Annotated in this window: 19 protein-coding genes; 10 read left to right on the top strand and 9 right to left on the bottom strand. The window is 61.9% G+C overall.

What is annotated here, in order from left to right; translation table 11 throughout:
- Positions 1–48: 48 nt before the first annotated feature.
- From ACYP2A_RS25870 to ACYP2A_RS25860, 3 genes are all read left to right on the top strand, one after another.
- Complete coding sequence (locus tag ACYP2A_RS25870; RefSeq protein WP_459748778.1) at positions 49–1,326, top strand: acetyl-CoA C-acetyltransferase; 1,278 nt, start codon at positions 49–51, stop codon at positions 1,324–1,326.
- Between the two features lie 88 nt (positions 1,327–1,414).
- Positions 1,415–1,693, top strand: a complete 279-nt coding sequence (locus tag ACYP2A_RS25865) for a hypothetical protein (protein ID WP_459748777.1) — start codon at positions 1,415–1,417, stop codon at positions 1,691–1,693.
- A 35-nt stretch (positions 1,694–1,728) separates the two neighbouring features.
- Positions 1,729–3,096: a DUF726 domain-containing protein gene (locus ACYP2A_RS25860; RefSeq protein ID WP_459748808.1), complete on the top strand. Its 1,368-nt coding sequence runs from the start codon at positions 1,729–1,731 to the stop codon at positions 3,094–3,096.
- A gap of 7 nt (positions 3,097–3,103) precedes the next feature.
- Here ACYP2A_RS25860 and ACYP2A_RS25855 read toward each other — a convergent pair whose 3' ends face one another.
- Positions 3,104–4,132 (bottom strand): bile acid:sodium symporter family protein, encoded by a 1,029-nt coding sequence (locus ACYP2A_RS25855; protein ID WP_459748776.1) that lies wholly within the window; start codon positions 4,130–4,132, stop codon positions 3,104–3,106.
- A gap of 78 nt (positions 4,133–4,210) precedes the next feature.
- On the opposite strand from ACYP2A_RS25855, the gene ACYP2A_RS25850 reads away from it, so the two are divergent.
- Both ACYP2A_RS25850 and ACYP2A_RS25845 read left to right on the top strand, forming a co-directional pair.
- Positions 4,211–5,020 (top strand): AraC family transcriptional regulator, encoded by an 810-nt coding sequence (locus ACYP2A_RS25850; protein WP_459748775.1) that lies wholly within the window; start codon positions 4,211–4,213, stop codon positions 5,018–5,020.
- A 151-nt stretch (positions 5,021–5,171) separates the two neighbouring features.
- Complete coding sequence (locus ACYP2A_RS25845; RefSeq protein WP_459748774.1) at positions 5,172–6,068, top strand: PA4780 family RIO1-like protein kinase; 897 nt, start codon at positions 5,172–5,174, stop codon at positions 6,066–6,068.
- A gap of 3 nt (positions 6,069–6,071) precedes the next feature.
- On the opposite strand, the gene cueR is transcribed toward ACYP2A_RS25845, so the two are convergent.
- The 3 genes from cueR to ACYP2A_RS25830 all read right to left on the bottom strand — a co-directional run bounded on the left by cueR (position 6,072) and on the right by ACYP2A_RS25830 (position 9,132).
- Positions 6,072–6,482, bottom strand: a complete 411-nt coding sequence (gene cueR, locus ACYP2A_RS25840) for a Cu(I)-responsive transcriptional regulator (RefSeq protein WP_459748773.1) — start codon at positions 6,480–6,482, stop codon at positions 6,072–6,074.
- Positions 6,479–8,683: a heavy metal translocating P-type ATPase gene (locus ACYP2A_RS25835; protein ID WP_459748772.1), complete on the bottom strand. Its 2,205-nt coding sequence runs from the start codon at positions 8,681–8,683 to the stop codon at positions 6,479–6,481. The genes cueR and ACYP2A_RS25835 overlap by 4 nt, the downstream gene beginning before the upstream one ends.
- A 68-nt stretch (positions 8,684–8,751) precedes the next feature.
- A complete protein-coding gene (locus ACYP2A_RS25830) occupies positions 8,752–9,132 on the bottom strand; it encodes a hypothetical protein (protein ID WP_459748771.1) in 381 nt (126 codons plus the stop codon).
- A gap of 146 nt (positions 9,133–9,278) precedes the next feature.
- Between ACYP2A_RS25830 and ACYP2A_RS25825 the strand changes: the two genes are divergently transcribed.
- Both ACYP2A_RS25825 and ACYP2A_RS25820 read left to right on the top strand, forming a co-directional pair.
- On the top strand, positions 9,279–9,473 hold the full coding sequence (locus ACYP2A_RS25825) for a heavy-metal-associated domain-containing protein (protein ID WP_459748770.1): 195 nt from the start codon (positions 9,279–9,281) through the stop codon (positions 9,471–9,473).
- A gap of 106 nt (positions 9,474–9,579) precedes the next feature.
- Positions 9,580–10,773 (top strand): Bcr/CflA family multidrug efflux MFS transporter, encoded by a 1,194-nt coding sequence (locus ACYP2A_RS25820; protein WP_459748769.1) that lies wholly within the window; start codon positions 9,580–9,582, stop codon positions 10,771–10,773.
- On the opposite strand, the gene ACYP2A_RS25815 is transcribed toward ACYP2A_RS25820, so the two are convergent.
- Complete coding sequence (locus ACYP2A_RS25815; protein WP_459748768.1) at positions 10,770–11,783, bottom strand: zinc-binding alcohol dehydrogenase family protein; 1,014 nt, start codon at positions 11,781–11,783, stop codon at positions 10,770–10,772. The genes ACYP2A_RS25820 and ACYP2A_RS25815 overlap by 4 nt on opposite strands.
- Before the next feature lie 112 nt (positions 11,784–11,895).
- Between ACYP2A_RS25815 and ACYP2A_RS25810 the strand changes: the two genes are divergently transcribed.
- Positions 11,896–12,831, top strand: coding sequence for a LysR family transcriptional regulator (locus tag ACYP2A_RS25810; RefSeq protein ID WP_459748767.1), 936 nt, complete (start codon positions 11,896–11,898; stop codon positions 12,829–12,831).
- A 200-nt stretch (positions 12,832–13,031) separates the two neighbouring features.
- Positions 13,032–13,724 (top strand): ArsR/SmtB family transcription factor, encoded by a 693-nt coding sequence (locus ACYP2A_RS25805; protein ID WP_459748766.1) that lies wholly within the window; start codon positions 13,032–13,034, stop codon positions 13,722–13,724.
- Between the two features lie 2 nt (positions 13,725–13,726).
- Here ACYP2A_RS25805 and ACYP2A_RS25800 read toward each other — a convergent pair whose 3' ends face one another.
- A complete protein-coding gene (locus ACYP2A_RS25800) occupies positions 13,727–14,680 on the bottom strand; it encodes an adenosine deaminase (RefSeq protein ID WP_459748765.1) in 954 nt (317 codons plus the stop codon).
- A gap of 170 nt (positions 14,681–14,850) precedes the next feature.
- Here ACYP2A_RS25800 and ACYP2A_RS25795 point away from each other — a divergent pair, with 170 nt between their 5' ends.
- Positions 14,851–15,942 carry a calcium:cation antiporter gene (locus tag ACYP2A_RS25795; protein WP_459748764.1) on the top strand — a complete coding sequence of 364 codons (1,092 nt, stop codon included), beginning with the start codon at positions 14,851–14,853 and terminating at the stop codon, positions 15,940–15,942.
- Between the two features lie 9 nt (positions 15,943–15,951).
- On the opposite strand, the gene ACYP2A_RS25790 is transcribed toward ACYP2A_RS25795, so the two are convergent.
- From ACYP2A_RS25790 to ACYP2A_RS25780, 3 genes are all read right to left on the bottom strand, one after another.
- Positions 15,952–16,638, bottom strand: a complete 687-nt coding sequence (locus ACYP2A_RS25790; RefSeq protein ID WP_459748763.1) for an SDR family oxidoreductase — start codon at positions 16,636–16,638, stop codon at positions 15,952–15,954.
- 236 nt (positions 16,639–16,874) lie between these two features.
- Positions 16,875–17,468: an IMPACT family protein gene (locus ACYP2A_RS25785; RefSeq protein ID WP_459748762.1), complete on the bottom strand. Its 594-nt coding sequence runs from the start codon at positions 17,466–17,468 to the stop codon at positions 16,875–16,877.
- A 33-nt stretch (positions 17,469–17,501) separates the two neighbouring features.
- Positions 17,502–18,164, bottom strand: a complete 663-nt coding sequence (locus ACYP2A_RS25780) for a TetR/AcrR family transcriptional regulator (protein WP_459748761.1) — start codon at positions 18,162–18,164, stop codon at positions 17,502–17,504.
- Positions 18,165–18,570: the final 406 nt, after the last annotated feature.

Below are 18,570 nucleotides of genomic sequence, written 5' to 3'. Positions count from 1 at the left end.
ATAGGCCTCCAAGCGCTTGCGCAATCCTTGAAAAAAGGGAGTTTTTCCATGAATCAGCCACGTCGTGTCGCCATTATCGGCGGTAATCGCATCCCGTTTGCCCGCTCCAATGGCGCGTATGCGACGGCCAGTAATCAGGACATGCTCACCGCCGCACTGGAAGGGCTGATCGAGCGCTACAACCTGCACGGCCAGCGTCTGGGCGAAGTGGTCGCGGGGGCGGTACTCAAGCATTCGCGCGATTTCAACCTGACCCGCGAGTGCGTGCTCGGCTCGCGGCTGTCGGCGCAAACGCCGGCCTACGACCTGCAACAGGCGTGCGGCACCGGGCTTGAAGCGGCGTTGCTGGTGGCCAACAAGATTGCGCTGGGGCAGATCGAATGCGGCATCGCAGGCGGTGTGGACACCACCTCGGATGCGCCGATTGGGGTCAATGAAGGGCTGCGTAATATCCTGCTACAGGTTAATCGCAGCAAATCCACCGGCGACAAGCTCAAGGCGCTGCTTCAGGTACGCCCGCACCACCTCAAGCCCGAGTTGCCACGTAATGGCGAGCCGCGCACCGGCCTGTCGATGGGCCAGCATTGTGAGCTGATGGCGCAGACCTGGGGTATCGAGCGCGAGGCCCAGGACCGCCTGGCGCTGGAGAGCCATGTGAAGATGGCTGCCGCCTACGCCGAAGGCTGGCACGATGACTTGCTGACGCCGTTTCGCGGCCTGACCCGCGACAACAACCTGCGCAGTGACCTGACTCTGGACAAACTGTCGAGTCTGAAACCGGCGTTCGAGCGCAGTGCCAAGGGCACGTTGACGCCCGGTAACTCGACGCCGCTGACCGATGGCGCCTCCCTGGTGCTGCTGGCCAGTGAAGACTGGGCCAAGGCGCGTGGCCTGCCGATTCTGGCGTACTGGCGCGACGGCGAAGCGGCGGCGGTGGATTTCGTGCGCGGCGAAGAAGGCTTGTTGATGGCGCCTGTTTATGCGGTACCGCGCCTGCTGGCGCGCAATGGCCTGAGCCTGCAGGATTTCGATTACTACGAGATTCACGAAGCCTTTGCCGCGCAAGTGCTGTGCACCCTGAAGGCCTGGCAAGACCCGGACTATTGCCGCAGCCGCCTGGGCCTCGATGCGCCATTGGGCAGCATCGATCTGAACAAGCTGAACGTCAAAGGCAGTTCGCTGGCGGCCGGGCATCCGTTTGCGGCCACCGGGGGTCGGATCGTCGCCAACCTGGCCAAATTGCTGGAGGTGGCAGGCCAGGGGCGCGGGCTGATTTCGATCTGCGCCGCCGGCGGGCAGGGCGTGACGGCGATTCTGGAGCGCTGAGCCTGATAGCAATAGGTTGGGGCGGTGGGCATAATCGGGGCGCTGCGGCGACACGGCGCGCACCGACTGGCTGGCTGACAGGTAGAACATGGGACTCATCATCGCGGTACTGGTCTTTCTCACTCTGGTGGGCATCGCGCTTTATCTGTTCGATAAAGGCGCCAGGACTCGCTGGCTGCAACCACACATCGGCCTGCTGCTGATCGGTTTGTTGATTGCCGGCATGGGCTGGCTGATGGGCCTGTTGTCGGCTGAAATCGAAGGCTGGTTCATGCTGGTGGCCAAGGCGGTGATAGCACTGGCCGGTGTGATGCTGTGCCTGCGCCTGATCAAACGGATCGCCAAGCGTTTCATCTTCAGGGATTAAAAGGTCAGAGATTGAAAGGGCGCCATTCGATCACCGTGGACAATCACTTCAAGTTTCTGACACTGCCCAAGGCCACGGGCAACGTCGCCAATATCTTCATTCACGGCTATTCGGCCGGGCACGATCTGGATGACCGGCGCCTGCTGGCCAACAGCATCCCCGGCGAGTTGCGCCAGAGCGTCAATGTGCTGGCCTTCTGGCCGTCGAGTCATTTTGCGCAACTGGATAACCGTTCTCGCGGGCTGTTGATGGCTGCCGCCCGTTTTCATCCGCTGGCTGCGGCGGCCGCGCTGGCGGGCGACCGGGCACTGCATTTTGCCCGCATCCGTGCGCGTGCCGAGGCGATGGGCAAGGTCTTGCTCACGCAACTGGCGCAGTACCTGGCCGAGCATCATCCTGAAATCACCCGTATCAACCTGATCGGTCATTCGCTGGGCGGGCGGCTATTGGTCAGTGCGCTCCGGCAACTGGGCTCCGAGGCTGACGGCGGGCTGAGCGTTGGCGATGTGCTGTTGATGGGGGCGGCGGTGCGTGTGGAGGCCGACGAGGCGGCGTGCTTGCGGCCGAAAATCCACGGGCGGCTGATCAATGCCTACTCACGCGACGATCAGATTTTGTTGCTCAATCTGGGCGAGCGCAGCCTGGGACGCACGGTGGTCGAGCATTTCGATAACGTGTGCATGCAGGGTTTTGGCCACAACCATTACTGGAAGCGCCTGGGTGAAGTGTTGGTGGCTTGCGAGTTCAGTGGCTTTCGCGAGCCGATGGCGGGGAGTGAGCTGCTGCGCGCTGTCGATCTGGACCCGGTGTTGCAGGACGCTTACCTGCACAGCGTGCTGGAGCGCTCGCCGGACTATCTGCTGGATGCGGCGATCAAACACCTGAGCCGCAGCCGCTGGACGCGCCTGAAGGATTCGGATGCCGATAGAACCTATGCCTTCGTGCGCGAGTTCCAGTTGGTGGGAGGGCATTTTCTGCTCAATGCCGCGCGCCGGCGTGGGGTTTCTTATACGCGGGTGTTGAATATGCTGGCCCGCCAGTACGGTCTGGACGAGGCGCTGCATCAGTGCGCTTCGGTGATAGAGGTCGAGGCCTTGTTGCTGCGCAGTTTCTTTCGGCATGCCTTTGTCGATGAGCACCCGGTGGTGCAGGCCCTGGTTCAGGCGCCGCGAGCGATTGTTCGGGCCATGCCGTGGGCGGTGTATGCCGGGCATGTCGATGCTCTGGCCGAGCGCCTGACCGTGGCGACGTCGCTCAAGAGTGCCGCGGCGGGCAAGGTCCCGGTGCAGCGTCTGGTAGCGCGGCTGGGCAGTGCGCTGCGACCGGGTTATTCGGCGTTGATTCCCACGGTCGCCATCGTTTTTTATGCGCGGGTGATGCTCGATGACGAAGGATTGATGTAGGCCGTATTCAGGCGGCGCGGGCCTCTTCCAGGGCGGCGGCGGACAGCGTGCGTTTGTGCTGGCTGGCGTAGTTTTCCGCGATCACCGAGCAGACGATCAATTGCAACGGGTGGTAGATCATGATCGGCAGCAGGATCAGGCCCATGGCCGGGTGGCCGTTGAAAATGATCGCCGCCATTGGCGCACCGGCGGCCAGGGATTTCTTGGTGGCACAGAATACCGCCGCGACTTTGTCGGCATGGTCGAGTTTCAGGACACGCGCCGTCGAGGTGGTCAGCAGCAGAATCACCGCCAGCAAAATCGCGCTGCCGATAATCGCCGCGACGATCACGCCGTTGCCCTGGTCTTGCCACAACCCCGAGAGCATCGAGTTGCAGAAGGCCGCGTAGACCAACAGCAGGATCACCAGCTTGTCGATGATGTTGGTGAATTTCTTGTAGCGGGCGAAGAGCTTGCCCAATACCGGGCGCAGCAACTGGCCGAGGATCAGCGGCAGCAACAGGATGGTGCACAGGTCCAGCAAGGTATCGCCCAGATCGATGCCGCCTGTGCCCGACCCCATTTCCAGGCTCATCAGCCACGGCGTGATGAAAATCCCCAGTACGCTGGACAGGCTGGCATTGAGAATCGCCGCCGGCACGTTGCCGCCTGCGCTGCCGGTCAGGGCCACCGAGGACGAAATGGTCGACGGCAGGGCGCACAGGTACAGGAAACCGAGCATCAGCATGGCCGGCAGGTGCGTGCCCAGCAGCCGGTCGCAGGCCAGCCAGATCAGCGGGAAGACCAGGAAAGTGAAGGCCTGGATCATCACGTGCAGGCGCCAGTTTTTCAGGCCTTTGGCAATCTGTTCGCTGGACAGGTGGATGCCGTGCAGGAAGAACACGATGAACACGCCGGCGTTGATCAGGTATTCGGCATGCAGCGTGCCGCCCTTGCCGCCGAAGTGCGGGAAGAAATACGCGAGGATCGTCATCAGCACCATGCCGCACAGGAACCAGTCGGTGACGACGCGCTTGAGGTGTTTGAGAGCTTGCATGAGCCGGATCTTTGTAAAAGGGAATGTCGGCAGGCTACTCTGATGCACTTCTGCCGTCTTGCGACATAAGGCCATTAGATGCCGAGTAACGGACAACTTGCCGACCCTGCGCCACGTGGGCAGCGGCGCATTCCAGAGCTTACGGATTTGCCGCGCCCGTTGTATGCACGGGTCGAAAGCCTGGGCGCGGGCTCGTGGACCGCGCCGCACAGCCATGACTGGGTGCAGTTTTCGTATGCCATCAGCGGCGTGTTGGGCGTGCACACCAGCGAGGGCAGTTTCTTCGCGCCGCCGCAGTGGGGCGTATGGATTCCGGCCGGGCTGGAACACCAGGTGCTGACCTCGATGCAGGCCGAAATGCGCAGCCTGTATGTGCGCAGCCGCGATTGTGAATGGGCGCCTTCACGTTGCCGGGTGCTGGAAGTCACGCCACTGGCGCGTGAGCTCATCAAGCGCTTCTGCCAGTTACCGGCCACTTATCCTGAACAAAACAGTGCCGAGGCGCGGCTGGTGCAGGTGTTGCTCGATCAGTTGGAGAACCTGCCAGAGGTCGGTTTCAGCCTGCCGCTGCCACGTCATGCGCGGTTATTGGCGCTGTGCAACGAGCTGATTGCCGAGCCGAGCCTGACGGTCAGCCTGCAGGAATGGGCAGCGCGGCTGGGAATGTCGGAAAAAACCCTGATGCGTTTGTTTCAGCGTGAGACCGGCTTGAGCTTTCGTGGCTGGCGTCAGCGCGCCCGCTTGCTGGCCTCGCTGGGGGCGTTGCACAACGGCGCCAGTGTTACCCAAGCCGCGCTGCAAAGCGGCTATGACTCGACTTCAGCGTTTATTGCAGCCTTCAAGATTCTGTTCGGCTTTACCCCCGGCGAGTTGTTTCGGCATGGATGAAACTGGCGTGAAAGCTGCTACTCCAAGGCTTGCTACACGCCTTGATCTTCACCGGGCGTCAAACCCGCCACTGCTCCCTCTACTCGCATGTAGAAGATTGCCGTATAACGGCGGTACCGCGTATCAGGCAAAGGACCCACACTGAAAGCCGATGAAAACTCCAAAACGCATTGAACCCCTGATCGAAGACGGTCTGGTCGACGAGGTGCTGCGTCCGCTGATGAGCGGTAAAGAGGCAGCTGTATATGTGGTGCGCTGCGGCAAGGAACTGCGCTGTGCCAAGGTCTATAAGGAGGCCAACAAACGAAGTTTCCGCCAGGCGGCGGAGTATCAGGAAGGACGCAAGGTGCGCAACAGCCGACAGGCGCGCGCCATGGCCAAGGGCACCAAGTACGGCCGCAAAGAGGCCGAAGAAGCCTGGCAGAACGCCGAAGTGGCCGCGCTGTTCAAGCTGGCCAGCGCCGGTGTACGTGTGCCGACGCCGTACGACTTTCTCGACGGCGTGCTGTTGATGGAAATGATCACCGACGGCTATGGCGATGCTGCGCCACGGCTTAATGACGTAACGCTGGAGCCTGATCAGGCGCGTGAATACCACGCCTTTCTGATCAAACAGATCGTGCTGATGCTCTGCGCAGGTTTAGTGCACGGTGACCTCTCGGAATTCAACGTGCTGCTGGCGCCCGATGGTCCGGTGATCATCGACCTGCCGCAGGCCGTGGATGCGGCGGGCAACAACCATGCGTTCAACATGCTGGAGCGCGATGTCGGCAACATGGCCAGCTACTTCGGCCGCTTTGCGCCGGAGCTGTTGCAAACCCGTTATGCCCGCGAGATGTGGTCGCACTACGAGGCCGCCACGTTAACGCCTGCCACCGAGCTGACCGGTGTGTTCGCGGACGACGATCACAGCGCCGATGTGTTTGGTGTGATGCGCGAAATCGAAGCCGCGCAACGCGACGAAGCCCGCCGCCAGGCTGCCCGCGCAGCGGCTGAAACGACGGCCGAGCCGGTTGACGAAGAACCGACGCCGCCCTGGATGCGCTAGGGTTTAGCGGGTTTTTGCACAACAGCCACCCGACTCCAGGTCCTTGAGGATCGGGCAGTCGGGGCGCTGGTCGCCCTGGCAGTGCTCGATCAGGTCGCTCAGGGTGTCGCGCAGGCTGGCCATCTCGATGATCTTGCGCTCCAGTTCTTCTACATGCCGCTGCGCCAGTGCCTTGACGTCGGCGCTGGCGCGGCCGCGATCCTGCCACAGGGTCAGCAGCTTGCCGGCTTCTTCCAGTGAAAACCCCAGGTCCCTCGAACGCTTGATAAAGCTCAGGGTGTGCAGGTCTTGCGCGCTGTAGCGACGATAACCGCTGTCGCTGCGGTGCGCCGGTTGCAGCAGGCCGATGGATTCGTAGTAACGGATCATCTTGGCGCTCAGGCCGCTGCGTTGTGCCGCTTCACCGATATTCATGGCGTATCCACCGGGTCTTTGGGCTTCCAGGCCTTGAGCAGCAAGGCATTGCTGACCACGCTGACGCTCGACAGGGCCATGGCTGCACCGGCCAGTACCGGGTTGAGGTAGCCCAGCGCCGCCAGTGGCAGGCCGATCAGGTTATAGACGAAGGCCCAGAACAGGTTCTGGCGAATCTTCGCGTAGGTCTTGCGGCTGATCTCCAGTGCGGCGGGCACCAGACGCGGGTCGCCGCGCATCAGGGTAATGCCGGACGCCTGCATGGCCACGTCGGTACCGCCGCCCATGGCGATGCCGACATCGGCGGCGGCCAGCGCCGGTGCATCGTTGAGGCCGTCGCCGACCATCGCCACCACCCGGTTGCGCTTGAGGCCGCTGACAATCGTGGCCTTGTCGGCCGGCAGCACCTGCGCATGCACCTCGAAGATGCCCAGTGCCTTGGCCACTGCCTGGGCGCTGCCCTGATTGTCGCCGGTCAACAGGTGGCTGGTAATGCCGCGCTGGGTCAATTGCTGCACCGCTTCCAGGGCGCCGGGCTTGACGGTGTCGCCAAACGCGAACAGGCCGATCACGCCCGGCTCCGGAGCCAGTTCGACCAGCCAGGAGATGGTGCGGCCTTCGGCTTCCCAGGTCTGCGCAGACTCTGCCAGCTCGGCCATCGCCAGATTGTTTTCGTCCAGCAGGCGGCGATTGCCCAGCGCCAGTTGCCGGCCTTGCACGGTGGCGGCGATGCCGCGGCCGGGCAGGGCGTGGCTGTGTTCGGGCACTGCAAGGGTCAATTGCCATTGCGCACAGACATCGAGCACCGCCTTGGCCAGAGGGTGTTCGCTGCCGCGTTGCAGGGTGCCAGCCCATTGCAGCAGTTGCTCTTCGTTGACCCGTGCGGCGCTCATGTTGGTGATGCGCGGGGTGCCGCTGGTCAAGGTGCCGGTCTTGTCGAAGACCACCACGTCGATCTGGTGGGCGCGCTCCAGCGCTTCGGCGTCCTTAATCAGGATGCCGTGGCGGGCGGCCACGCCGGTGCCGGCCATGATCGCTGCCGGCGTGGCCAGGCCCAGCGCGCAGGGGCAGGCGATGACCAGCACGGCAACGGCATTGAGCAGCGCGACTTCCAGGCCTGCGCCTGCGTACATCCAGCCGGCCAGGGTCAGCAGGGCGATCACCAGCACCGCCGGCACAAACACCTGGCTGACTTTGTCTACCAGACGCTGGATCGGCGCCTTGCCGGCTTGCGCGTCTTCGACCAGGCGAATGATGCGCGCCAACACCGTCTCGGCGCCTAAAGCGGTGGCCCGCACCAGCAGGCGGCCTTCACCGTTGATGGCGCCGCCGACCACGGCGTCGCCCGGATGCTTGGGCACCGGCAGACTTTCGCCACTGATAAGGGCCTCATCGGCATGGCTGCGACCTTCGATGACCTGGCCGTCCACCGGAAAGCGCTCGCCGGGGCGCACCACCACCACGTCGTCGATGCGCAGGGCACTGATCGCGACGTCGTGCTCCTGACCATCGATCACTTGCCAGGCGCGTTCCGGGCGCAGGGCTTCCAGGCCGCGCAGGGCACTGGCGGTCTGGCGTTTGGCGCGGCTTTCAAGGTGTTTGCCGAGCAAGACCAGGGCGATGACCATGGCCGAGGCTTCGAAATACAGGTGCGGCGTAATACCGGGGGCGGCGCTGATCCAGGCGTAGACGCTCAGACCGTAACCGGCGCTGGTGCCCAGTGCGACCAGCAGGTCCATATTGCCGGCGCCTGCGCGTACGGCTTTCCAGGCGGCGACATAAAAGCGCGCACCGAGAATGAACTGGACGGGCGTGGCCAGCGCGAACTGCAACCAGGCCGGCAGCATGGTGTGGATGCCCAGCGGGGCGAGCAGCATCGGGATTACCAGCGGCAAGGCCAGTGCCAACGCCAGCAGTACCGCCCAGCGCTCATGGTGGTTCTGCCGAGCGCGGGTGTGTTGCTCTTGAGGCGTGGCGCCCGGCGGGGCCAGGCTGGCGTCATAACCGGCGCGGCTGACCGCCGCGACAAGGGTTTGCGGATCAAGGTCCGGACGGGCCTGGACATGCGCGCGTTCATTGGCCAGGTTGACCGTCACACTGTCGACCCCTGGCACCTTGGCCAGGGCTCGCTCGACTCTGCCGGCACAACTGGCGCAGGTCATGCCGCCAATCGGCAGGTCGAAGACGATGGGTTCTTGCATTGTGTTCACTCCCTGAAGGCTCAATGCCTGCAAGGATCAACCTTGACCCAGGGGCAAGGTCAAGGCAATCAATAATTCAGGTCGGCGCGTTTGAGGTAAAGACCATTGAGACTGGCCGCAATGCGGTACTTGAGGATGTCGCCGGCATGGACCTTGATGCGCGTGCTGCTTTGCGCTTCCATGCCCGCTGCGCAGCCGGGAACGGCGCCGGGCAGGCGGGTCAGGCGCACATTCACATCGCCAGGCGGCAGGTTGAACGACACCGATTGTTCCTGAAAGACGCGGCCTGCCAGTTGGTCCTGGACGTAGATGCCGATTTCGCATGAGCTGCCGATTTCGAGGCGCTCGCGGGAAATGATCAGGATGCCGTATTCCTGCTCGGCCTGGACGCCGGGGGCTGCTGCCAGAAGACCGAGGATGCCCAATAGGCTCAAAGCTGACCGACGCATCGCGGGTACTCCTGTGGAAAACGATGATGGCCAAGCTTGGCCCAGTGCCGGCCCGAATGCCAGCCCGGCAGCGACACGCGAAACTTGACCTTGCCCCGATGGCAAGGTTGAGACTGTGTTCAACACCACTCAACGAGGTTATCGATATGCACGTTTTCAAGGTTCAAGGCATGACCTGCGGCCATTGCGTCCGGGCGGTTACCAACGTGATTCATGGCGAAGACCCGCAGGCCCGGGTCGAGGTCGATCTGCCCGGCAAGCAGGTGAAGGTCGAGAGTGCGCTGGCGGCGCAGCGGATCATCGAACTGATCAGCGAAGAGGGCTATCAGGTTCAATCCTGAATGCCTTGTTCAGTGCGGGGTAGCGGTAATATTTCGCTGCCCTGGCAGTCATCCATGGGCAAGCCGGGTAGACTAGCGTAATGCTTAGCTTGCTTACGGATACCCGATGAATCCTCGCATTATCCTCATTCTTGGCGCCCTGAGTGCCTTCGCCCCGTTGGCCATCGATTTTTACCTGCCGGGTTTTCCGGCGATGGCCATTGCTTTTGGTACCGACGAAAAACACGTGCAGTTGACCCTGGCGTCGTATTTTCTCGGGCTGTCGATCGGGCAGTTGCTCTATGGCCCGGCGGCCGACCGCTTTGGCCGGCGCAAACCGCTGCTGGTGGGCGTCAGTCTGTTTTCCCTGGCGTCGCTGGCCTGTGCGTTTGCGCCCAACCTGGAATGGCTGATCGCTGCGCGGTTCGTTCAGGCGTTGGGGGGATGCGCGGGCATGGTGGTGTCTCGGGCCATCGTCAGTGACACGTGCGATGCGGTCGGTTCTGCCAAGGTATTTTCGCAACTGATGCTGGTCATGGGCCTGGCGCCGATCCTGGCACCGATGCTTGGCGGGGTGATGGTCAACGCCTACGGCTGGCAGTCGATCTTCCTGGCGTTGACGCTGTTCAGCGGTGCCTGCCTGATCGCGGTCACCCGTGGTTTGCCGGAAAGCCTGAGCGTCGACAAGCGTGCGCCGTTAAGTGGTGCTCTCAAGCAATATTTCAGTTTGCTCGGCGACCGGGTGTTTATCGGTTATGCGCTGAGCGGTGGCATCGCCATGGCTGGGATGTTTTCCTACATCGCCGGCTCGCCGTTCGTGTTCATCAAGCTGTACGGCGTGCCGGCCGAGCATTACGGCTGGCTGTTCGGCATGAACGCGGCAGGCTTCATTCTGGTGGCGCAAGTCAATGCACGCTTGTTGCGTCGTTTCGGCCCGGCCTGGCTGTTGTCGCGGGGCATTCTGGTGTACCTCGCGGCAGCCTTGACGGTGCTGTGCATCAGCCTGCTGCGCACTGAACAGCTGTGGCCGTTGCTGGTGCCGCTGTTCGTGTGCCTGGCCAGCCTGGGGTGCATCATCCCCAATGCCTCGGCCTGCGCCATGAACGGCCAGGGTCGCCGCGCCGGCAGCGCTTCGGCCTTGCTCGGTTGCCTGCAATTCAGCGTGGCAGCCGGTGCGTCGAGCCTGGTGGGCGTGTTGCACGACGGCACCGCAACACCGATGACCCTGGTGATCAGCCTGTGCGCCGCCGTGGCGGTGACCGTGTCGATCTATACCGCGCGCCAGGTTGCCCGGCGCGAGGCGCAGAAAACAGCTGCTTAAAAGCCTTCGAGCACAATCTTGCCCTTGGCCTTGCCGCTTTCGAGCAGGGCATGGGCACGGCGCAGATTGTCGGCATTGATACTGCCGAAGTGTTCGCCGAAAGTGGTTTTCAGTGTGCCGGCATCGATCAGTCGAGCGACGCGGTCGAGCAGGTTGTGCTGTTCGATCATGTCCTCAGTCTGGAACATGGAGCGGGTGTACATGAACTCCCAGTGCAGCGACAGGCTTTTGCGCTTGAGCAGTTTGATGTCAAGGTGCTCCGGGTCATCGATCAGTGCCAGCTTGCCCTGCGGCTTGAGCGCTTCGACCAGTTGTGCCAGGTGCTGGTCGGTGTGGGTCAGGCTGGCGACATGGGTCACGTTGGCCACGCCGATGCGTTGCAGCTCTTCAACCAGCGGCTTGCTGTGATCGATCACCTCATGAGCGCCCAGCTCGCGCACCCAAGCGGCGGTTTCTGGTCGTGAGGCCGTGCCGATCACTTTCAGCGAGGTCAACTGCCGGGCCAGTTGGGTGAGGATCGAGCCCACCCCGCCGGCGGCACCGACGATCAACAGGGTTTGCTCCTCTTGCGCTGCGCCCTGGGCAACTTGCAGCCGTTCGAACAGCAGTTCCCAGGCCGTGATCGCGGTCAGTGGCAGGGCGGCGGCATGGGCAAAGCTGAGCGAGGCCGGCATGTGCCCGACGATGCGTTCGTCGACCACATGCAGCTCGCTATTGCCACCGGCGCGGGTCAGGTCACCGGCATAAAACACCTTGTCGCCCGGCTGGAACAGCGTGACTTCGCTGCCCACCGCCTTGACCACCCCGGCCACATCCCAGCCCAGCACCTTGGCGGCGCCGTCCTGAGGCGCGACATTGCGGCGAATCTTGGTGTCCACCGGGTTGACCGAGATGGCTTTGACTTCCACCAACAGATCGCGCGGACCGGCGACCGGTTCAGGCAACTGAATGTCTTGCAGGGCGTTGGCGTCGTCGATGAGCAGCGGCTGATAGTAAGCGATGGCTTTCATGGTGAATCCTTGGGGGATTGATCGATGGGTGAATCATTGCCTATTTCCGGTCAGGGTAAAACCGGCTAAAACCGCAGTCTCTTTCAATATTATTTTGATAATCGAGGGCTGCATGCTGCGTTTTGACGATTTGCAGTTGTTTGTCAGGGCGGCCGATCTGGGCAGCTTGTCGGCCGCCGCGCGAGCGATGGACCTGTCGGCGGCGGTCGCCAGTGCGGCGCTCAAGCGTATCGAGCAGCAGTTGGGCGTGCGTTTGCTGGCGCGTTCGACCCGTAGCCTGAGATTGACGGCCGAGGGCGAAGGTTTTCTGCAATATGCCCGCGCAGCGCTCAGCAGCCTGGAGGAAGGCAAGCGTTTGCTGGCAGGGCGTCAGGATCAATGCAGCGGTGTGTTACTGCTTTCGGCACCTTCGGATTTTGGCCGCAATGTGCTGTTGCCGTGGCTGGATGACTTCCAGCAGCAACATCCTTTACTGAGTGTGCGCTTGCTGCTGGGCGACGGTATTACCGACCTGTTTCGCCAGCCGGTGGATGTCGCGCTGCGCTATGGCGAGCCTGAGGATTCCAGCCTGGTGGCATTGCCGGTGGCGGCGGACAACCGGCGGGTGCTGTGTGCGGCGCCTGCGTACCTGGCCCGGCATGGCGAGCCACAACAGGTCGAACAACTGGCGCAACACAATTGCCTGTTGTACCGGCTTGGCGAGCGGGCTCATGACCATTGGTGTTTTCAGGATGGCAAGCGCGAAGTCAGCCTGACCGTGCGCGGCGACCGTTTCAGCGATGATGCCGATGTGGTGCGGCGCTGGGCGGTGGCCGGTGCCGGGGTGGCCTATAAGTCGTGGCTGGATGTGGCCGCCGATGTGCGCGCCGGACGGCTCAAGGTGTTGATGCCCGAGCTGCTGGGTGAATGGGCGCCCTTGAATCTGCTGTGCACCCACCGCGTGCAGTTGAGCCGGCCGGTCAATTTGCTGTTGGCTATGCTGCGGCAGCGATGCGCCGAGTGGGGGGCGCAGGCTGGCGAAATCTCCTACGGCAATTTCGGAAAATAGCAGGGGTAAAGACTGCTTTTAGCTGCGAAGTGTCAACATGAACATAATGGCTACCGTGCTGGCAGGCACCACGTCGATGATGGCCGTTATCCCGGTCCCTGGGGATGCATGCCGGGCCTATAATCCCGAACCTGGGAGGGATCGCGCTGTAGTCCGGGGACGGCAGGCGATGGATGAATGTTTCGACAGGGAGTGAATAAATGGATTACGCACCTAGCATCAGCCAGATAGCGTCATTGCTGGCCGATCCCAAGCGCAGCGCAATGCTCTGGGCTTTGATGGACGGCGCTGCGCGGCCTGCCGATGAGTTGGCCTTGCAGGCGGGATTGTCGACCGCTTCTGCGGGTGCGCACTTGGCGCGTCTGGCGGCGGGCGGTTTGCTCAAGCAGGAAACCCGTGGGCGCAAGCGGTTTTTCCGTCTGGCCGCGCCGGAAATCGGTGTGGCGGTGCAAGCCTTGGCCAGTGCTTCGCAAATCAGCGCCGAACACGTCAGTCGCCGTCTGGCGCAGCCCTTGCCGCTTTTACCGTTACGTCGTGCTCGGGTGTGCTGCGACCACCTGGGTGGCGAACTGGCCGCTGAGCTGTACCAGCGTTTGCTGGGCGACGGCTGGATCGCCCAGCAGGAACAGCGCATAGAAGTCACCAGCAAGGGCATGGCCAAGTTCGCCGAGCGCGGCATTTATGTGCCGGCCCTGGCCCAGCGCGAACGTGAAACCGTCTGCACGTGCCCCGCCTGTAGCGAACGCAGCCCGCATCTGGGCGGCGCGCTGGGGGCGGGGCTGTTGCAGTTGTTCATCCAGATGGGCTGGCTGCGGACGACCGAAGAGTCCAACACGTTGCAGATCTCGTCCAATGGTCAGCGCGAGATCAGCAAGATTGCGTCAGCCGCGTAGCATCAGGGTTTGACCAGACGCGCATCCAGGCTGTTCTGGGCCAGGCGTCTGGCCTGGTCTTCGGTCATGCCCAGGTGGGTATGCAGGGCGTGGAAGTTTTCCGTCACATAGCCGCCGAAGTACGCCGGGTCGTCGGAGTTGACGGTGACCTTCACGCCGCGCTCGAGCATGTCGAGAATGTTGTGCTGGCTCATGTCGTCGAACACGCACAGTTTGGTGTTGGACAGCGGGCAGACGGTCAGCGGGATTTGCTCGTCGATGATGCGCTGCATCAGGCGCTCGTCTTCGATGGCGCGCACGCCGTGGTCGATCCGCTGGATCTTGAGCAGGTCCAGCGCCTCCCAGATGTATTCGGGCGGGCCTTCTTCGCCGGCGTGGGCGACGGTCAGGAAGCCTTCGTTACGGGCGCGGTCGAACACGCGCTGGAACTTGCCTGGCGGATGGCCCATTTCCGAGCTGTCGAGGCCGACGGCGACGAACGCATCACGAAACGGCAGGGCCTGATCGAGCGTCTGCTCGGCCTGCTCTTCGCTGAGGTGGCGCAAAAAGCTCAGGATCAGGCCGCTACCGATGCCCAGTTGGGTCTTGCCGTCTTTCAGCGCCTGGGTGATACCGGCCAGCACCACTTCGAACGGGATGCCGCGATCGGTGTGGGTCTGCGGGTCGAAGAACGGTTCGGTATGAATCACGTTCTGCGCCTTGCAGCGCAGCAGGTAGGCCCAGGTCAGGTCGTAGAAGTCCTGCTCGGTGCGCAGTACATCGGCGCCCTGGTAGTAGAGGTCGAGAAATTCCTGCAGGTTGTTGAAGGCATAAGCCTGGCGCAGGGCGTCGACGCTGTTCCACGGCAGGGCAATCTTGTTGCGCTCGGCCAGGGCGAACAGCAGTTCAGGCTCCAGCGAGCCTTCGAGGTGCAGGTGCAGTTCTGCCTTGGGCAGGGCGTTCAACCAGTCGTACATGGATTCTTCTCATCAGGTGCAATAGCCGGGCATTTTACAGGTGGCAAAGGGCTTGCGGGATGAAAGCTGACCAAATGGTCTATGCGTATCTGTTGGATGCTTTGAAACCTTTTGACACATTGGCAGCTCTGAGACTGCACGCAAGGTTGCGTGATTCAGCGGACAGGCACATGGGCTCGATATTCAGGCAAGAAAAACTCCTTCTCCTGGCGATTGTCGCTGCGGTGGCCGCTTATGCACTGGAGCACGCGTTGCTCGGCAACGGTCGCACCGTGGCGTTGATCGCAGGACTGGCGCTGGTGGGCTTCATCGTCTGCGCCTCGATGCGGGTGGCGCATCACGCCGAGGTGCTGGCTGAAAAGGTCGGCGACCCGTACGGCACGATGATTCTGACCTTGTCGGCGGTGCTGGTAGAGGTGGTGATTCTGGCCATCATGATGAGCAACGAACCTTCACCGACGCTGGTGCGCGACACTATTTATGCCGCCGTGATGCTCGACATCAACGGCATTCTGGGCCTGGCGGCATTGATGGGCGGGCTCAAGCATGGCGAGCAGTCGTATAACGACAGTTCGGCGCGTACTTATAGCGTGATGATCCTGACGGCGATGGGCGTGTCGATGGTGGTGCCCGAGTTCATTCCCGAGGGCGACTGGAAGCTGTACTCGGCCTTCACCATTGGTGCAATGGTGGTGCTGTATGCGTTGTTCCTGCGCATGCAGGTCGGGCCGCACAGTTACTTTTTCAGTTACAACTACCCGGAAAAGAAACAGCGCCACGGTGCTGCGCAAGACCATGGCGCGGCGGGCAACCTGACCCGTTCGATTGCGACGCTGGTGGCCGGTGTGGTGGTGATCGGCGCGCTGGCCGAGGTGATGGCCAAGACTCTGGACCTCGGGCTGGAGGGCAGCGGCGCGCCACCGGTGATGACCGCCGTGCTGGTGGCGGCCATCTCGGCAGCACCGGAGATTCTGACGGCCTTGCGAGCGGCGCTGGCCAATCGCATGCAGGCGGTGGTCAACATCGCTTTGGGCGCGTCGTTGTCCACCGTGATTCTGACTGTGCCGGTGATGGAGGCCATGGCGCTGTACAGCGATCAGCCGTTCCAGATGGCCATGACCCCGGTGCAGACGGTGATGGTGTTCATCACGCTGCTGGTCTGCGCGATCAACCTGAATGACGGGCAGACCAACGCGATCGAGGGCATGACGCATTTCGTGTTGTTCGCGACCTTTATCATGCTCTCGTGCCTGGGGCTGTGAACGACCGATTTACCAGACGATGCTTTCGCCTTTGTAATTGATGAAGTGGTGACCGCCTTTGCCGGCGTAGGCATTGAGCTGTTGCACAAGGCCGGTGGTGCTGGTCAGCACGTCAATCTCGGCGTTTTCACCGCCCATGTCAGTCTTGACCCAGCCCGGGTGCAGCGACAATACGGTTGGCCGTGGCTCGGGCAGGCGGGTGACGAAGGTATTGGTCATGGAGTTGAGGGCCGCCTTGCTGGCTTTATACAGGCCCATGGTGTCGCCGTCCGGACAGGCGACGCTACCCAGCACTGAACTCATGAAGGCCACGATGCCAGTGTTTGCCCGCACCTGGCCCACCAGGTATTCAGCCAGGCGGATGGGCGCGACGGCGTTGGTCAGGAACAATTGACCCAGTTCGGCAGCAGTCGATTGTGCTGCACTCTGATGCTGGGCGCCCAGCACGCCGGCGTTGATGAACAGCACATCGAATGCCTCGCCCTTGAGTTTCTGGATCAGGACCTGCACCGAGGCATTGTCATCGATGTCGAGGGTTTCGATGTGCACGCCGCCAATGGCCTTCAAGGCATCGGCTTTTTGCGGGTCACGTACGGTGGCGATGACTTTCCAGTTCTGTTCGGTCAAGCGCTGGACCAGCCCCAGGCCCAGACCGCGAGAGGCGCCGATGATCAACGCAGTTTTTTCGGCAGACATGGAAAACTCCTTTTTCTGTGGATAGTTGTCGCGTCGGGTGTCGACAGTGCGGCCTTGCAGCCTACTTCAGGCGCATGCCTGTGGATACAGTGTTTGAAAGCAGGCTGCGTTCAATGTCTCAGCTAATTGAGCAAATAATGATCAGTGCTCTGCAAGGCCCGGTTCGTATGGCTTACAGCGCGGTATGCTCAGGTTATCCACAGTCGGGTGCACAGTAGATGTGGGCAATTGCTCGCTCATGGTTGGTCGGGTGCGTGCAGCATGATCCGGCCACGGCTCAGGTCGGCCAGCTGCCGGCGCAGGGTGTCGAGGTGTTCCGGGCCTACGGCGATCGACAGCTGCACGCCATTGGCGGTGAAAGTTTCTTCTTCTATAAGGCCGTTGAGTTCAGCCAGCCGTAGTTTGACCAGGGCCAGTTCGCTGAAGCTGCATTCGAGGTTGAACGGCTGGCGATTGATCAGAGCAATGCGTTCGGCCTGCTGCAGGCATTTGTTTGCACCGCCACCGTAGGCTCGGGCCAGGCCGCCGGTGCCCAGTTGAATGCCGCCGTACCAGCGAATCACCAGCACCACCACCTGATCGAAATCTTGTGCTTCGATGGCGGCCAGGATCGGCCGGCCGGCTGTGCCGCCGGGCTCGCCGTCGTCATTGCTGCGGTACTGGCCGCCGAGTTTCCAGGCCCAGCAGTTGTGAGTGGCGTCCAGGTCGCTGTGCTGTTCTATAAAGGCTTGTGCTTCGGCGGGGCTGTTGATGGGGCCGGCGAAGGTGATGAAGCGGCTTTTGCGGATGTCTTCGCGAAATTCACAAAAGCCGGCGAGGGTAGAAGGCATGCGCTGTGTCCGACCGGTTACGGGATGCGCATATTACAAGGTCGGTGGCGTCAAGCCGCAACCCTTGAGGATGATCCTGATCAGGTTATCGGCGGCCTGATCCATGTCCTGGCGGGTCAGGCGGTTGCGGCCGGTAACGCGGCAGATCTGGTTGGCGAAGTCGGCGTAATGCTGGGTACTGCCCCAGAGCAGGAAGATCAGGTTGACCGGATCGACCGGGTCCATCTTGCCAGCATCTATCCAGGCCTGGAACACAGCGGCACGTTCGCGGAACCACTGGCGGTAATCCTGGTTGAAGTGCTGGTTCATGCATTCGCCGCCGCTGATGATCTCCATGGCGAAGATTCGCGAAGCTTGCGGCTGGCGTCGCGAGAACTCCATTTTGGCACGTATGTAGGTTGCCAGGGCGGTGGCCGGATCGTCATCCACTGCCAGGTTATTAAAGGTGTTGTCCCACTGCTCGATGATGTCGTTGAGCAGGGCGATGTACAGCCCCTGCTTGTTGGTGAAGTAATAATGCAGATTGGCTTTGGGCAGGCCGGCTTTCAGGGCAATGGCATTCATGCTGGTGCCCTTGAATCCGTGCCGGGCAAACTCGTCTTCGGCAGCCTTGAGGATAAGCAGCTGGTTCTTCTGCCGAATGCGGCTGGCGGGCTTGTTCAAGGATGTGCTGTGCGCAGGGGCTTCGAGGGGCATGGGGCACTTCCGCAGATCAGGGTTACGAGGGTTGCTGTGCGTTGCACTGATAACGCACCCGTGGGAATCCGACAAGAACTATTGGTAAATTTGTCCGACAATATCTACAGCGTGATCTACACTCCTTCTCTCTATATAGAAGAAGTGCAGTTTACGGGCGGTTAGGGCGTTAATTTCACAATATTGAAATTAAGTGTTGACGCCCCGTCTCAGCGCTCTATAATGCGCACCATTCCCGCCGCGGAAGAAACTGAAAACTCCTTGAAGATCAACGAGTTAGAAGCGAAAACGGCGAGGGAATAGTGCAGGCCTCCGGGCCCGGCGGTGAAAAAAGGCAGTTGACAGTCACTTCGGTTGCTGTATTATTCGCCTCCCGCTGACGAGTTGATCGAAAGATCGCTCGGCA

The organism is Pseudomonas sp. 3A(2025) (genome assembly GCF_054589175.1).
The sequence above is the reverse complement of the archived record's forward strand: the minus strand, read 5'-3'. Positions and strand labels throughout refer to the sequence as shown.

What these genes read in the sequence shown, in the direction of transcription:
- ACYP2A_RS25870 (WP_459748778.1), top strand. Translation starts at nt 49, where the DNA reads ATGAATCAGCCACGTCGTGTCGCCATTATCGGCGGTAATCGCATCCCG.
- ACYP2A_RS25865 (WP_459748777.1), top strand. Translation starts at nt 1,415, where the DNA reads ATGGGACTCATCATCGCGGTACTGGTCTTTCTCACTCTGGTGGGCATC.
- ACYP2A_RS25855 (WP_459748776.1), bottom strand. Translation starts at nt 4,132, where the DNA reads ATGCAAGCTCTCAAACACCTCAAGCGCGTCGTCACCGACTGGTTCCTG.
- ACYP2A_RS25850 (WP_459748775.1), top strand. Translation starts at nt 4,211, where the DNA reads ATGCCGAGTAACGGACAACTTGCCGACCCTGCGCCACGTGGGCAGCGG.
- ACYP2A_RS25845 (WP_459748774.1), top strand. Translation starts at nt 5,172, where the DNA reads ATGAAAACTCCAAAACGCATTGAACCCCTGATCGAAGACGGTCTGGTC.
- cueR (WP_459748773.1), bottom strand. Translation starts at nt 6,482, where the DNA reads ATGAATATCGGTGAAGCGGCACAACGCAGCGGCCTGAGCGCCAAGATG.
- ACYP2A_RS25835 (WP_459748772.1), bottom strand. Translation starts at nt 8,683, where the DNA reads ATGCAAGAACCCATCGTCTTCGACCTGCCGATTGGCGGCATGACCTGC.
- ACYP2A_RS25830 (WP_459748771.1), bottom strand. Translation starts at nt 9,132, where the DNA reads ATGCGTCGGTCAGCTTTGAGCCTATTGGGCATCCTCGGTCTTCTGGCA.
- ACYP2A_RS25825 (WP_459748770.1), top strand. Translation starts at nt 9,279, where the DNA reads ATGCACGTTTTCAAGGTTCAAGGCATGACCTGCGGCCATTGCGTCCGG.
- ACYP2A_RS25820 (WP_459748769.1), top strand. Translation starts at nt 9,580, where the DNA reads ATGAATCCTCGCATTATCCTCATTCTTGGCGCCCTGAGTGCCTTCGCC.
- ACYP2A_RS25815 (WP_459748768.1), bottom strand. Translation starts at nt 11,783, where the DNA reads ATGAAAGCCATCGCTTACTATCAGCCGCTGCTCATCGACGACGCCAAC.
- ACYP2A_RS25810 (WP_459748767.1), top strand. Translation starts at nt 11,896, where the DNA reads ATGCTGCGTTTTGACGATTTGCAGTTGTTTGTCAGGGCGGCCGATCTG.
- ACYP2A_RS25805 (WP_459748766.1), top strand. Translation starts at nt 13,032, where the DNA reads ATGGATTACGCACCTAGCATCAGCCAGATAGCGTCATTGCTGGCCGAT.
- ACYP2A_RS25800 (WP_459748765.1), bottom strand. Translation starts at nt 14,680, where the DNA reads ATGTACGACTGGTTGAACGCCCTGCCCAAGGCAGAACTGCACCTGCAC.
- ACYP2A_RS25795 (WP_459748764.1), top strand. Translation starts at nt 14,851, where the DNA reads ATGGGCTCGATATTCAGGCAAGAAAAACTCCTTCTCCTGGCGATTGTC.
- ACYP2A_RS25790 (WP_459748763.1), bottom strand. Translation starts at nt 16,638, where the DNA reads ATGTCTGCCGAAAAAACTGCGTTGATCATCGGCGCCTCTCGCGGTCTG.
- ACYP2A_RS25785 (WP_459748762.1), bottom strand. Translation starts at nt 17,468, where the DNA reads ATGCCTTCTACCCTCGCCGGCTTTTGTGAATTTCGCGAAGACATCCGC.
- ACYP2A_RS25780 (WP_459748761.1), bottom strand. Translation starts at nt 18,164, where the DNA reads ATGCCCCTCGAAGCCCCTGCGCACAGCACATCCTTGAACAAGCCCGCC.